This window comes from Gilvimarinus agarilyticus (assembly GCF_000832015.1).
Taxonomy (GTDB): Bacteria; Pseudomonadota; Gammaproteobacteria; order Pseudomonadales; family Cellvibrionaceae; genus Gilvimarinus; species Gilvimarinus agarilyticus.
This window is the reverse complement of the sequence record NZ_JXCJ01000001.1, coordinates 2,494,432-2,507,545: the sequence shown is the minus strand read 5'-3', so window position 1 is coordinate 2,507,545 and position 13,114 is coordinate 2,494,432. Positions and strand designations below refer to the sequence as shown.

Sequence of the window (13,114 nt, the reverse complement as noted above, 5' to 3'; positions counted from 1 at the left end):
GGCAGCCAAAATGGCTGCCCTTTTTTTATTAACATTAAATAGTAAAAGAATTAACGGGATTCGGTGGGTTTTACAATTAAGGGATAAGCAAACACCACCAGCCAACCGCTAAGACCGAGCAATCCAAGGGCGATAAAAGGCGCGCGTGTCCAGGCGTACGGCACCGAGAGTGCAACACAACTAACGATAAATGACAGCAATGCAGCAACAACAATAAGGGTGCGTATTATGCCTTGCGACTCGCGCTGTAAGCGCCATAACAAAATAGTCGCTACGTTACTGACAAGCGCCACAACAACCAAAAGTGTGTCCATCATATTGTCTCCGCGTTTGGTTTAACCGACTCGCCGGCCAACGAGTCTCCGGCGGGACGGGCACCCGGGAGTTTGAGCGAGGCCCATACACAAAACACGCCACACAGCAGCAACGTCAGATCCACGGCCGCGGTTATACTTTTGCCGTTAAAAAGGGTAACCGGTAACGCATCACCCGTTACCAGCGCATTAACCACGGGCACACCCACAGCCAATAGCCCACACAGTAAAAACAGGCGTTTGATTGTCAGGTAACTGTTGTTTGCTGCTAACCCATAGGCAAGCACTACCACCCAACTCGAGAAAAACACCACCCCGAGCCAGTAAGAAAATTCTGCTGCCTCGACCCGCAGCAATAGCTGGGCATAAAACAAACTTAAACTGGCCACGACAAGCCCCATACAACTGCCCACCGTAAAACGGCTGATACGTAGATAAGTCGCCTTGGATAGATTGCCCTCGGGGCCATAGGCGCGCCGCTCGATCCAGATCATCATCCCGGTTACCGCCAGTAGGGCAGTGCCAACGCCAAGCAAACTCCAAATAACCTTGACAAACACTCCACCAAAATTACCAAAGTGGAGCGGGTACATCGCATCCAAAATCACACCCGTGACGCTGTCGTGTTTACCAAACGTACTGTAACTTTGCAGCGGCTCGCCGGTCACCGCACTGACCTCAAAGGTTTCGCTTGCCGCTAACGTATCGCCGCCCAACGTAGTAATCGCCATAATCGCCGATTCATCGCCCCAGCCATGAATATTGGCGTCAATTAACAAAACATCAGGGTTGTTGCGACGAAACTCACTGAGAATATTACCCGGGTTTGGCTCTGCCGCCACGCCGGTAATAGCCGGCTCGATCTCGGGTAAAAAGGTTTCTACCAGTTTTTCCTGATCGCCGGAAAAACTTACGAAGGCCGCCGCCGGCACCAGCAACACCAACACCAAGCCTAAAAAGGCACCGGTGAAACCGATCGTGCCATGAAACAACAACCCCCACACACCCAATACCTTGTGTGTATCGGTAAACAGTAAACGCAAGCTGCGCAGCGGCCTAAAGCTAAACAGCTCGCGTAAAATTTTACGGTGAATAACAACGCCCGTAATTACCGAGGCAAACAGAGTTAAACCGAGTAAGCCGGTGAGCACCAGCCCCCACGGATTACCCAAATGTAAGTCGGCATGAAAGGTCACCATAAAATCAGCCATATCGCCCTTGCCACTGGCAAACCACTCGTTAAGCGAGCCTTTAAAAGTGTCCTCTAATGCTAGTGTTTTAGGGTGATGGTTATAGACAATCAGCTGATGCTCGTGAGAGCCGTCCTCGAGTACTGTTTCTTTCTCAAACGCAATCAGTAAGCGGGTAAAGCTGCTTTGGCCGGGCAACATAATTCTGATGTGATCGTGATAATCGGGGCCAACTTCCTTGGCGTGCTGGCGCACTAACGATTCGATGGCCGGATAATCCTGACTTACTTCACCACGAATGCCTTCATTGGACCAAATTTTAAGCTCGTTGTGACCAAACACCGAAAACGCCCCGGTGTAAGCAACAATAAACAATAGTATGCCGGTAATAGCGCCCAGCCAGCTGTGGGTGATGTAATACTTTTTGGTGGTATCGCGTTGCATAAACTTACCCGGCCAGATGCTGATAGATCAGGCCCACATGGACCAATGAGAGAACAGCCAACACCGCCCAAATACGCCACATGCTGTTGGCAATAACGGCGTATAAAAACAGCACACTCCAGGTGACCGGAAACAACAAAATAGGCACACCGATTCGGTCAATCTCGTTAAACGGGAGGTAGGTGGCACTACCCGCAGTGACAAGCGTGGCCGTGATAAGCACGCCCAAGATACACGCCAGCAGGCGTGTTTTGGGGGCGCTAAAAAGAGCGCTGGAGCGGGCCATGGGACGATCCTCTTAAAAAAACGGGCGCTCAATAATAACCGCAAGCACTTACAATAACAATTCTCGTTATCAGGCGAGGATTGTTATTATACGCGGAGGATCAGCCAGAAGGATTGTTTGGCAGGGCCTGTCGGGACGGCAGGCCCTGGGTTAAAAAAGACTAATGATCAAGCACATACCGCTTACGGCCGGCACCTAAGCCCGCCGCAATCGCAATACAGCCGATTAAACCAAGAAACAAGCCGGTCAGCTCCCAGCCGTGAAATACATCGTGCAGCAAACCGGTTAATAGCGGGCCTGATGAGGCGAGCGTATAGCCAACGCCCTGAGCCATACCCGATAGCCGAGCCGCCGTATCGGCATCGCGGGCCCGCACCGCCAGTAGCGTTAACGCCATACTAAAGGTCCCGCCTTGCCCCAGGCCCAACACCACCGCCGAAACCCACATCAAACTAAGCGGCGCGTAGATGCAACCGGCCAGCCCGAGTAGAGTGAACACGACCACCAACACGATCATAAAGCGCTGATCGCGCATATAGCTCGATATCCACGGAGCAGCAACAGCGGTAATCACCTGCATCATAATCGACACTGACAACGCCAGCCCGGCTGCCACGGCATCGACGCCGCGATCTTGTAAAATCGAGGGTAACCAGCCAAACACCGTATACGCCAATGCCGACTGCAACCCCATATATAGGGTTACCTGCCATGCAAGCGAATCGCGATACAAAGACTTTTTGGGGGCGCGAACGTTTTTAGGAAAGTGCTTAGCCCCTAACTGCAGCCACCACACAACCGCAGCAATAGCCGCCGGCAGCATCCAAATCCCAAGCGCGGGTCGCCAATCACTGTTAAACAGTAACCGCAATGGCTCAGTCGCGCCCGCGGCGATGGAGGCGCCAAAACATAACAGCGCGGTATACAGCCCCGTTAGTAAGCTAACGGAGTTGGGGAAGTCGCGCTTGACGATCCCTGGCAGCAATACCCCCATAACACCAATACAAGCCCCCGCCGCGGACGAACCAATAAACAACCCCGCCACACCCAGATAGGGGCGGGCCAACAAGGCTAGCGCCAGCAACGCTACCGCCAACAGCACCGTGCGCTCCATACCCAGCCGGCGAGCCACGATCGGCGCCAAGGGTGCCGCCAGGCCTAAAAACAACACCGGTAGGGTGGTCAAACCCCCCAACCCTGAAGGCGTTAACGACAAATCATTGCCGATTGTGCGCAACACCGGCGACACACTCGTCAGTGCTGGGCGCAAATTTAACGCAACCAGCATTAAGCCGAGCAATGTTAAAAAAATGTGCCTGGCAGGCGTGGCGGCGGGGGATGTCATACGCGAGCTTCCGAGAGAGAGTGTCAGCGTATCGATGTAAGCAACACGCTAAATAAGAAGCGGAATTATACAGGCCATTACCGAGCGCGATAGAAAAGAAAGGAAAAGGCGCGCTCTAATCTAATTACCATCGATCTGCACAGCATGAACACCCATTACCGGTGCTGGAACGCTCTTTGCTCTCCTCCAATCACTGTGACGTTTGTTAAGGGTGAGCTGGCGCGCGCGATCATCACGCTAGCCTATACCGACACCGCCACCACAGCCTGAAACGCCCCAATTGGCGCCGTTGTAATGGCGCCTGAGCGATCGAACCCGTTAAGGATGGTTTGTCGCGTTGTACCGCAAGCGTTTTTCTCTGCATAAAACGTTGCGCAGATTACAAACCAGCATAGAGCGTTTGAAAATTATACAAACCAAATGCGACGCGATGGTTAATCATTAAGGCGTATCAATTACCAATCATTTTTGGGAGTACTTATGAACCGCGACGACAAAAAGGCCAGTGACTCTTCAGGCGCCGTTGGCGTCTGGCCGAGACGCGATTTTCTCAAAGGTGTCGGCCTTGCCGCGGGCGCTGCAGCTACCACGTCGGCCTCGGCGGCCACAGTATCTCAACAGACCGAGCACTCATCAGCCACACCCACTCAGCGTGAAATCACGCTCACCATTAACAAACAAAAAATAACTCAGGCTATCGATAACCGCACCACACTGGTCGATCTGTTACGCGAGCACCTGGCCATGACCGGCACCAAAAAAGGCTGTGACCACGGCACTTGTGGGGCTTGTACCGTGCATGTCAATGGTCAACGGGTGTTGTCTTGTTTAACACTGGCGGCCACCATCGATGGCGCTGACGTTACTACCATTGAGGGGCTCGCCGACGGTGACGAGCTGCACCCAATGCAAGAGGCTTTTTTACGCTGCGATGGCTATCAGTGCGGTTACTGTACCCCTGGGCAAATTATGTCGGGCATAGCCTGTATTGAGGAAGGGCACGCGAACGGATCGGCCGAAGAAACTCGCGAATGGATGAGCGGCAACTTGTGCCGCTGCAGCGCCTACCCGAATATTTTAGCCGCCGTTAGACAAACCTCCGGCGCCGAGCCTGCCAGCGACCCTGCGGAGCAACCCTCATGATTCCCTTTGATTATCACAATGCGCAAACCGTAAAAGAGGCGGCCGCACTTATCGATCACCGCTCAGTGCAAGCCATCGCCGGGGGCACCACCCTGATCGATCTCATGAAGCTCAATGTATTAACACCGGCCTCCTTAGTGCATGTACGCGACGCGCTACCCTCGGGTGTGTCATCTGACGATCAAGTGTTACACATTGGCGCCGCAACGACGATGGCTGAGCTTGCCGACGCCGATAAAGGTGGAAGAGCGTTTCCCGTTATCCGCCAATCACTTATCCTGGCCGCGTCGCCGCAAATACGCAACATGGCCACCATTGGCGGCAACCTCCTTCAGCGCACACGGTCGCCTTACTACCGTCACCCCGATATGCCCATTGACGGTCATGCCATAACAAACCATGGCGAGGGCGTCGACACCGCAATGCTCGCCGTGCTTGGGAATAGTGGCCGGCTGGTAGGAATGTATCCCGGCGACTTTGCCATCAGTGCCGTCGCTTTTGATGCGCAGCTGGAGCTAAGCAACGGCGAGACAAATCGCCGCGTCAATGCGCGTGAGTTTTATCAAGTGCCGCAGAAAAAAGAGTTTCAGTACTCAACCAAACTAAAACCCAATGAAGTGATAACCGGCGTTATTTTTCCAGTATCGGCCAGCTTAAAAAACAGTTACTACTTTAAAATTCGAGAGCGAAGCAGCTACGCCTTTGCACTCGCCAGCGCGGCGGTCGGGTTGGACATACAAAACGGAATAATCCGCCGCGCCAACGTCGGTATCGGCGGGCTGGGCTCCATCCCCTGGCACAGCGCCGCGGCAGAGCAAGCCTTAGCGGGCCAAGCCCCCACTGATGATGTGTTTCGCGCGGCAGCGCAAGCGGCTCTTGCCAGTGCGCAACCGCCTGCAGGGCTAGAGTACAAGGTGACACTCGCCCAGCGCACGCTAGAACGCGCGTTGCAAACCCTACGTGATGACGGGCCATTGGATGATGACGCACTCTGGGCCATGCAACACGGCCGCTCAGACACGCAACCAACGCAACGGGGAGCATAGACATGACGTTTAAATCCATCGACTACAGCGGCCCTGTCGGCAAATCGCTGGTACGTAAAAGCGGCCGGGAGAAAGTCACCGGCGCTGCAACTTTTACCGCCGAGCACCAACCAGACAAGATGCTGCACGCGGTAGCCGTTACCAGCAATATCGCACGCGGTAAAATCAAGTCTATCGACACCCGCGCGGCAAAAAACCTGCCGGGAGTTCAGGCAATATTGCTGCCCGACAACGTCCCGCCCTTTAACCGTATTAAAACCTTTAATGACTCTGGCATGAAGCATTCATTGGCCAGTAACGTTTTCCCGGCGGCCGAGACAGACATATTTTACGCCGGCCAATACGTGGCTGCCGTGATCGCCGATACCTTTGAGACTGCGCGTGATGCCGCACTGCTGGTGAAGGTTACGTATGACACCCAATCACATGTCACCAACATCGATAACGCACCGGCAAACGAGCGCCCGGAAAGCCTCATGGGTGCACCGGCCGTTATTACCAAAGGCGAGGACGCGCAACAGGCATGGCAAGCAAGTGCCGTGAAAGTCGACGCGGATTATCGGCTGTATGGCAACCATCACAACCCTATTGAACCACATGCCACCATTGCGCACTTTGGCAAAAAGAACGGTAAACCTTTTTTAACCGTTTACGATACCACGCAAAGCTTAGCCCCGGGGCAGGCTACTTATGCAGCACTATTTGATCTTGCCCCCGAGCAGGTACAAGTCATATGCCCCTATGTGGGCGGAGCGTTTGGCTCCAAAGGCGCCATGTGGCCACAGTCGGTATTAGCCTGTTTATGTGCAAAGCTGGTTGATGCGCCGGTCAAACTAGTGGCAACCCGGCAACAAATGTATGGCGGGACAGGGCACCGCTCTCCTTTTCGTCAGCGTGTGGCCCTTGGCGCCGATAAAGACGGAAACATTCAGTCCATCATCCACAGCGGTATCGCCAGTACATCGCGCAAAGACGTTTACAACGAAGCCTTTACCATGGCGACCCGGATGATGTATCGCACAGAGTCACTGCACTTAGAGCAGAGCCGCTGCAGGCTAGACACTCAGTTGCCCACCTTTATGCGCGCGCCGCCAGAAACACCCGGCTTGTACGCGCTGGAAGCCACAGTGGATGAGCTGGCAACAGAATTGGCAATGGACCCAATCGAGCTACGCATTAAAAACGAGCCAGAGGTAGACCAGCACACCGGCAAACCGTTTAGCAGCCGCTTATTAGTCGACTGCCTGCGTCAAGGGGCAGAGCGCTTTGGTTGGCGCAATCGCTCCGCCAAGCCGCGCAGCCAAAAAGATGGCCACTGGTTAATTGGCATGGGCGTCGCGTCAGCCACGTATCCGCACAATGTGTTTCCCACCCAGGTAGACGTAACCCTAAATGAAAATGGTACGGCAGACATCGCCTGTTGCACGCAAGAGTTAGGTACTGGCACTCGCACCGCACAAAGCCAACTGGCGGCCGACATGCTTGGCTTACCGATTAAAAAAGTGAACATGCGCTTAGGCGATACCGCATTACCGCCGGGCGGAATCTCTGGCGGCAGCGCGACGACGGCAAGTGTCGGCGGCGCGATTCGCAATGCCGTCGAAAAACTAAAAGAACAGCTATTGACCCTTGCACAGCGGCAAGGTGAATTTAAAAACGCATCCCTCGATGATATCCATTTTGTCCAAGGAGCCGCGACGGACGGCCAAACACGTTTGCCCATGGAAGATTTACTAGAGCAAGCCGGCAAACCGAACCTTACGGCTCGCGGCAGCTTTAAAGGCCCAGAGGAACAAAAGTATTCAGCTCACTCATACGGTGCAACGTTTGTTGAAGTTGCGGTGGATGAGGCACTGGGGTTAGTCAGAGTACGCCGTATGCTGGGTTGTTACGCCTGCGGTACTATTCTTAATGCCCGCACCGGGCGCAGCCAGTTTATTGGCGGGATGGTTATGGGGCTTGGCCACGCACTGCAAGAGGCCACCCATTGGGATCATCGCTATGGCCGAATCACCAACGATAACTTAGCCGAATACCACATACCCGTGAACGCCGATGTGCCCGATATCGATGTAATGTGGATCGACACCCCGGATTTTAACGCATCGCCCATCGGTGCCAAAGGTGTCGGCGAAATAGGCATCACCGGGGTGGCCGCCGCAGTAAGCAACGCAATCTACAACGCCACCGGCAAACGTTTGCGACAACTACCCATGACGCCAGAAATGGTGATGGGTTAATCCTGCAAACGAACGGCGGAGGTTGGGTTCCCTCCCACCACTACTGACGACAAATCAGTCAATACAATCGGGACGCACCAAGATACATTATGCAAAACCTAGACAAACATGTCGTCACCCAGACTTTGCGATGGCTAAATGCCGGAGAAACAGTCTGGCTGTGTACCGTACTCGGAACGTTTGGATCTTCTCCTCGCGAGCCAGGCTCATTAATGGCGGCCAAGCAAGATGGAAGGAGCGTGGGCTCACTATCGGGCGGCTGCGTAGAAGAGGACTTTTTGCTGCGACTAAGTGAAGGCCGCTTTGCAAAAACTGTTGAGCGGATCCGTTACGGATCCGGCGGCGATGTGGACGCCAGTCGGGTCAGCTTGCCCTGCGGCGGAAGCTTAGAAATACTAGTAGAGCAGTTAACGCCCTCAGACTACAACATTGAACATTTACAAAAGTTACAGAAAACCCTTGAGGGTCACACCGTCAAGCTGCGACGCGTTGCACTCAAGGCTATAAAAGAGACGGGCGCTGCACATTTGCTTGACGCTCAAGCGCTTGGTGCTCGCATTCAATTCGACCCGGACAATCGTTTTGTTGATATAAGAGTAGGCCCGGTTACGCGATTGATTATCGCAGGGATATCGCCGGTAGCCACTTACTGCGCGGAGTTTGCGTTGGCAATGGGTTACGAGGTGATCGTTTGCGACCCGCGTGACAAAGCCTGGAACGATTTTAATGTTCCCGGGATTCGCTCTGAGCGTGTACACCCCGCACTTTTTATTGCAACTCCCGGAATGTGTCATCGCGCAAGTGCCGTTGTCGGCTTGACTCACGATCCCCGTATCGACGACTTAGCAATTATGGAAGCGATCGAGACACCATCGTTTTACATCGGCGTGATGGGATCTCACAAAACATCAAAGGCGCGTGCAAACCGATTACAACGTACAGGCGGCCTTAGCTCTGAACAAATAGCCCGAATCCATATGCCAATAGGATTAGCCCTTGGCAGCAAAACTCCCGCTGAAATCGCGCTGGCTATTATGAGCGACATACTTCGGGTGCAGCGTGGTAAAAGCCGACATGAACTCTGATCAAACCACAGCCTGCACGGGCCAGCCGATACAATCACCCTTGGTTGCTCTCATCCTTGCGGCGGGCTATTCCAGGCGCTTTGGTAAACGAGATAAACGCGCCGCTCACGTCACGTCAAATCAATCCCTATTAGCCACCAGCTACACCAACGCTTCAGCGTTTTTTAAATTCTGCCGTGTGATTATCCGCGAACACGATGATCTAAACACGCTGGGTTTACCGGTAGACACGCCCATTTACCGAGCACCTCACGCGCCCCAAGGGCAGGGGAGCACTATCGCAGATGGTTTTACCGCAATACTGCACGACTCCTCACTTAACGACGTTAATGCGGCTGCCATTTGGCTAGGTGATATACCCTATATTGCCGCCGCAACGCTCGCTCAACTGGCTTGCCGAGCGAACGCCAACAACATCGTTCGGCCAACGTGGTCAGGGCAGGTGGGTCACCCCGTTATTTTTGGTCGAACCTTTTGGCCTAAACTTGCCGAGCTAAGCGTTACAGGAGGAGCTGCCGAGCTTATCCGGCAGCACTTACATTGTTATCACGAAATCGCAGTTAATGACGCGGGTGTATGCCATGACATAGATACCCCCGCGCAACTAGGCAATGCTTTAATGCGATCACGCAATAACACATAGTGACACCGAAAGCGCCGCCTTAAAACCTGATTTTGGGCGGCGCCTTTAACCGTAAGCACCGGCCGAGTAGGTTAGCTCATAGCTATGGCTGTAAATTTCTAAAATATTGCCAAAAGGGTCTTCCATATAAACCATGCGGTAGGGCTTCTCGCCGGGGAAGTATTCACGCACTGGCATTCTTTGCTTACCGCCGGCGGCGACAATTTTCTCGGCTAAACCTTCTACGTCTGGGTCTTGCACACAAAAGTGAAACACCCCTGTTTTCCAATATTCAAAATTATTGTCCGGCTTTTCGGCGTTGTTAAACTGAAATATCTCAACGCCGATACGATCCCCGGTAGACAAGTGTGCAATTTTAAGCGAGCCCCAGCCCGCACCAAACACATCGGTACACATAACCCCTACGGCGCTATCGTCTTCTCCAATAGTGGTTGGGGGCATAATCAGGTACCAACCTAATACGTCGGTATAAAATTTTACGGCGGCTTCCAGGTCAGTGACCGATAAACCGATATGAGAAAAGCTGCGGGGGTAGGTCATAGCAAACGCTCCGTTGGTTAATGTTTCCCTAGATTAGCCCTAAGCCGCTATAATAAAAACCATGCAACGCTTATGGCTTTGATAAGAGATTCTTATGCTAAACCCCCAATGGCTCCGAACCTTCGCAGTAGTGGCCGATACCGGCAACTTTACCCGCAGCGCCGAGCGCTTAGGGTTAACTCAGGCCGCGGTAAGCCAACATGTCGCCCAGTTAGAGCAACAACTTGGGCCGGTTTTGATTCGCAGACCCAGAAATATGGAGCTGACACCAGCAGGGCACGCATTATTGGTGTACTGCGCGGAGTTTGAGCAAGCCGATCACCGGCTACAACAGCGGCTCTCCCGAGGTGAGCGACACAAAGGCGACATTAGCCTGATCACCCCCGGTAGCAGCGGCCTGTTTCTATATCCTTTATTACTCGATTTACAACAAAAACACCCTGAACTCGCCATAAAACACCGTTTCGCGCCCAACCCCGACATCATTCAGCAAGTACTGGATAATCGCTTTGAAATGGGCTTAGTCAGCATCAAACCCGATGATTCACGGCTAACAGCCACTCAGTTTACCGAAGAGCCGCTGGAGCTGGTCATACCAGCCAGTGCCGACATCTCTGGCGTGAAGGATCTACGAACACTGGGGTTTATCGATCATCCTGACGGCCTGAATATGGCAACACGCTTATTAAGCCGGGCTTATCCCGGCGCGGGAACAATAAACGAACTACCTGTACGCGGTTTTATAAACCAGGTAGGTTTAATTTTAGAGCCCGTGGCACGCGGACTGGGTTTCACCGTGATTCCCAGATACGCCCGCAAAGCCTTTGCCAATTCGCGCGCGATTAAAGTCGTACCGCTGGAACACAAGGTTATGGACGTGCTGTGGCTGATTCACCGCGCCGAGTGGCCATTGTCTGCCAGAGCGCAATTTGCTTTAGACTATTTAACCCAAAGAATCAGACCAACTGAAAACGCCAGCACGGAGCCTGCGAGAGGCGCAAATACCTAAGTGCGGCGTATCACCTCCACAAACCTTTAAATGCGCATAATGTATATTATGTTAAATAGAATATTAAGATACCCAAGCATCGATGCCACCCTGACACCTTCACTCGCCACCACGTTGTACAATATCGGCCAATAATTAGGCTTAACACGTCATTATCCGGTAAAATGCCGCGCTCACAAATTTAGACTTATCTCTCTTTCGAGGTTTTTATGCAAGATCCCGTTGTCAGCATCATTATGGGTTCCCGGTCCGACTGGCCCACCATGCGCTTAGCGGCCGATATACTGGACGAGTTGGGCGTGGCTTACGAGACTCAAGTGGTGTCTGCACACCGCACGCCTCAACGTCTGTGTGAGTTTGCCGAGCAGGCCCCTGGGCGCGGCATTCGGGTGATCATTGCGGGCGCCGGTGGAGCCGCCCACCTGCCAGGCATGGCCGCTGCCATGACCCATATTCCTGTAGTCGCGGTGCCTGTCTCCAGCCGCCAACTAAAAGGCCTCGACAGCTTGTTGTCTATTGTGCAAATGCCTAAAGGCGTTGCTGTTGCCACCCAGGCGATCGGAGAAGCGGGCGCCGCTAACGCTGGCGTGATGGCCGCGCAAATCTTGGCGTTAAGCGATCCAGAGCTGAGCCAGCGCTTTATTGCGTGGCGCCAGCGTCAAACTGACTCGGTGCCCGTGGAGGTCGAATAATGCATGTAGCGGTTCTCGGCTGCGGCCAGCTGGCCCGGATGATGGCGCTCGCGGGTTTGCCAATGGGCATGACCTTCAGCTTTTTGTCCGAAAACAACGAAGACACGGCTCCAGTTACTGGCCTGGGGCCGATAACGGCGATGGACGACAGCTTATCGAGCCGCGAGTTGTATGACACGCTGGGAAAACCAGATGTGGTGACCGTGGAGCGCGAACAATGCTCCTTAGTACCCTTAACACGTTTGGCCGAGCACTGTGCCGTGCACCCTAACCCGCACGCTATTTACCGTTGCCAAAACCGTGAGCGAGAAAAGCAGTTGCTGATTGCTTGCGAGGTTCCGCACACGCCTTTTGTTCGCGTTGCTTCAGCGGCCGACCTACACAAGGCTGTTGTTGAGCTCGGGTTTCCATTAGTTGTTAAGCACACCGAGCAAGGCTACGACGGTAAAGCACAGTGGCGTTTATACAACGATGAAGACGTTGAAAGCTTCGTCGCCAAGGCGAATTTTGAACTGCAATCCGACCAGGCCGCACCCTATGTGGCTGAACCTTTTATGGATTTTGAGCGCGAGGTGTCTTTTATTGGTGTGCGCTCGGCAAGCGGTGAAGTGCGTTTTTATCCTGCCACCGAAAACGTTCATAAAAGCGGCGTGCTACTGCACTCGGTGGCCCCTGCCCCACAATTATCAAGTGAGTTGATTGCCGCAGGTCAAGCTGGCCTTAAAGCCATTTTAGAGCACCTGGATTACGTGGGCGTTATGGCAATGGAATGTTTTGTCACCCCAGACCAACTGTGGGTTAACGAACTAGCACCTCGCGTGCACAACAGTGGCCACTGGACGATGCACTGCGGCGTTGCCAGCCAGTTTGAAAACCATATGCGCGCGATTGCCGGCTGGCCTTTGGGCTCGACTCACTTACAAGGCGCCGCCGCCATGTTAAATTTGCTGGGTGTCGAGCTGGATCAAACTCGCCAACTAGAGGACAACGTAGCGCTCGACTGGTACAACAAGTCTGTGCGTCCAGGCCGAAAATTAGGTCACTTGGTGTTAACGGACGACAGTGCGGCGTCGGCATTGGCCAGATTACAGCCGCTAAAACAAAAGGTTTACGGCACCGACTAGCTCAAGCTCCCGG

The 13,114-nt window shown here is 53.5% G+C and carries 13 protein-coding genes; 8 read left to right on the top strand and 5 right to left on the bottom strand.

What is annotated here, in order from left to right:
- Positions 1 to 50: 50 nt before the first annotated feature.
- The 4 genes from SD69_RS10760 to SD69_RS10745 form a co-directional block, all read right to left on the bottom strand.
- Complete coding sequence (locus SD69_RS10760) at positions 51 to 317, bottom strand: hypothetical protein (protein ID WP_157471661.1); 267 nt, start codon at positions 315 to 317, stop codon at positions 51 to 53.
- On the bottom strand, positions 314 to 1,948 hold the full coding sequence (locus SD69_RS10755) for a PepSY-associated TM helix domain-containing protein (RefSeq protein WP_052481078.1): 1,635 nt from the start codon (positions 1,946 to 1,948) through the stop codon (positions 314 to 316). Before SD69_RS10755 ends, SD69_RS10760 begins: the two co-directional genes overlap by 4 nt.
- Positions 1,949 to 1,952: 4 nt before the next feature.
- Entirely contained in the window at positions 1,953 to 2,234 is a 282-nt protein-coding gene (locus SD69_RS10750) for a hypothetical protein (protein ID WP_041523222.1), read from the bottom strand.
- Between the two features lie 160 nt (positions 2,235 to 2,394).
- Positions 2,395 to 3,579: a CynX/NimT family MFS transporter gene (locus tag SD69_RS10745; RefSeq protein ID WP_052481077.1), complete on the bottom strand. Its 1,185-nt coding sequence runs from the start codon at positions 3,577 to 3,579 to the stop codon at positions 2,395 to 2,397.
- A gap of 480 nt (positions 3,580 to 4,059) precedes the next feature.
- On the opposite strand from SD69_RS10745, the gene SD69_RS10740 reads away from it, so the two are divergent.
- The 5 genes from SD69_RS10740 (at position 4,060) to SD69_RS10720 (ending at position 9,736) form a co-directional block, all read left to right on the top strand.
- The gene (locus SD69_RS10740) at positions 4,060 to 4,722 is read left to right on the top strand and encodes a (2Fe-2S)-binding protein (protein WP_052481076.1); all 663 of its coding nucleotides are present in this window, start codon (positions 4,060 to 4,062) and stop codon (positions 4,720 to 4,722) included.
- Complete coding sequence (locus tag SD69_RS10735; protein WP_052481075.1) at positions 4,719 to 5,768, top strand: FAD binding domain-containing protein; 1,050 nt, start codon at positions 4,719 to 4,721, stop codon at positions 5,766 to 5,768. The genes SD69_RS10740 and SD69_RS10735 overlap by 4 nt, the downstream gene beginning before the upstream one ends.
- Positions 5,769 to 5,770: 2 nt before the next feature.
- Positions 5,771 to 8,008 (top strand): xanthine dehydrogenase family protein molybdopterin-binding subunit, encoded by a 2,238-nt coding sequence (locus SD69_RS10730; RefSeq protein ID WP_052481074.1) that lies wholly within the window; start codon positions 5,771 to 5,773, stop codon positions 8,006 to 8,008.
- Between the two features lie 89 nt (positions 8,009 to 8,097).
- The gene (locus tag SD69_RS10725) at positions 8,098 to 9,093 is read left to right on the top strand and encodes an XdhC family protein (protein WP_041523221.1); all 996 of its coding nucleotides are present in this window, start codon (positions 8,098 to 8,100) and stop codon (positions 9,091 to 9,093) included.
- Positions 9,083 to 9,736 (top strand): nucleotidyltransferase family protein, encoded by a 654-nt coding sequence (locus SD69_RS10720; protein WP_052481073.1) that lies wholly within the window; start codon positions 9,083 to 9,085, stop codon positions 9,734 to 9,736. The genes SD69_RS10725 and SD69_RS10720 overlap by 11 nt, the downstream gene beginning before the upstream one ends.
- Positions 9,737 to 9,781: 45 nt before the next feature.
- On the opposite strand, the gene SD69_RS10715 is transcribed toward SD69_RS10720, so the two are convergent.
- Positions 9,782 to 10,276 carry a lactoylglutathione lyase family protein gene (locus SD69_RS10715; protein WP_041523220.1) on the bottom strand — a complete coding sequence of 165 codons (495 nt, stop codon included), beginning with the start codon at positions 10,274 to 10,276 and terminating at the stop codon, positions 9,782 to 9,784.
- A gap of 94 nt (positions 10,277 to 10,370) precedes the next feature.
- Here SD69_RS10715 and SD69_RS10710 point away from each other — a divergent pair, with 94 nt between their 5' ends.
- From SD69_RS10710 to SD69_RS10700, 3 genes are all read left to right on the top strand, one after another.
- Positions 10,371 to 11,285, top strand: coding sequence for a LysR family transcriptional regulator (locus SD69_RS10710; RefSeq protein WP_052481072.1), 915 nt, complete (start codon positions 10,371 to 10,373; stop codon positions 11,283 to 11,285).
- A 209-nt stretch (positions 11,286 to 11,494) separates the two neighbouring features.
- On the top strand, positions 11,495 to 11,977 hold the full coding sequence (purE, locus tag SD69_RS10705) for a 5-(carboxyamino)imidazole ribonucleotide mutase (RefSeq protein ID WP_041523219.1): 483 nt from the start codon (positions 11,495 to 11,497) through the stop codon (positions 11,975 to 11,977).
- On the top strand, positions 11,977 to 13,101 hold the full coding sequence (locus SD69_RS10700; protein WP_041523218.1) for a 5-(carboxyamino)imidazole ribonucleotide synthase: 1,125 nt from the start codon (positions 11,977 to 11,979) through the stop codon (positions 13,099 to 13,101). The genes purE and SD69_RS10700 overlap by 1 nt, the downstream gene beginning before the upstream one ends.
- Positions 13,102 to 13,114: the final 13 nt, after the last annotated feature.

Coding starts and splice junctions, on each gene's coding strand:
- purE (WP_041523219.1), top strand. CDS start 11,495: ATGCAAGATCCCGTTGTCAGCATCATTATGGGTTCCCGGTCCGACTGG.
- SD69_RS10700 (WP_041523218.1), top strand. CDS start 11,977: ATGCATGTAGCGGTTCTCGGCTGCGGCCAGCTGGCCCGGATGATGGCG.
- SD69_RS10720 (WP_052481073.1), top strand. CDS start 9,083: ATGAACTCTGATCAAACCACAGCCTGCACGGGCCAGCCGATACAATCA.
- SD69_RS10740 (WP_052481076.1), top strand. CDS start 4,060: ATGAACCGCGACGACAAAAAGGCCAGTGACTCTTCAGGCGCCGTTGGC.
- SD69_RS10760 (WP_157471661.1), bottom strand. CDS start 317: ATGATGGACACACTTTTGGTTGTTGTGGCGCTTGTCAGTAACGTAGCG.
- SD69_RS10755 (WP_052481078.1), bottom strand. CDS start 1,948: ATGCAACGCGATACCACCAAAAAGTATTACATCACCCACAGCTGGCTG.
- SD69_RS10715 (WP_041523220.1), bottom strand. CDS start 10,276: ATGACCTACCCCCGCAGCTTTTCTCATATCGGTTTATCGGTCACTGAC.
- SD69_RS10750 (WP_041523222.1), bottom strand. CDS start 2,234: ATGGCCCGCTCCAGCGCTCTTTTTAGCGCCCCCAAAACACGCCTGCTG.
- SD69_RS10710 (WP_052481072.1), top strand. CDS start 10,371: ATGCTAAACCCCCAATGGCTCCGAACCTTCGCAGTAGTGGCCGATACC.
- SD69_RS10725 (WP_041523221.1), top strand. CDS start 8,098: ATGCAAAACCTAGACAAACATGTCGTCACCCAGACTTTGCGATGGCTA.
- SD69_RS10745 (WP_052481077.1), bottom strand. CDS start 3,579: ATGACATCCCCCGCCGCCACGCCTGCCAGGCACATTTTTTTAACATTG.
- SD69_RS10730 (WP_052481074.1), top strand. CDS start 5,771: ATGACGTTTAAATCCATCGACTACAGCGGCCCTGTCGGCAAATCGCTG.
- SD69_RS10735 (WP_052481075.1), top strand. CDS start 4,719: ATGATTCCCTTTGATTATCACAATGCGCAAACCGTAAAAGAGGCGGCC.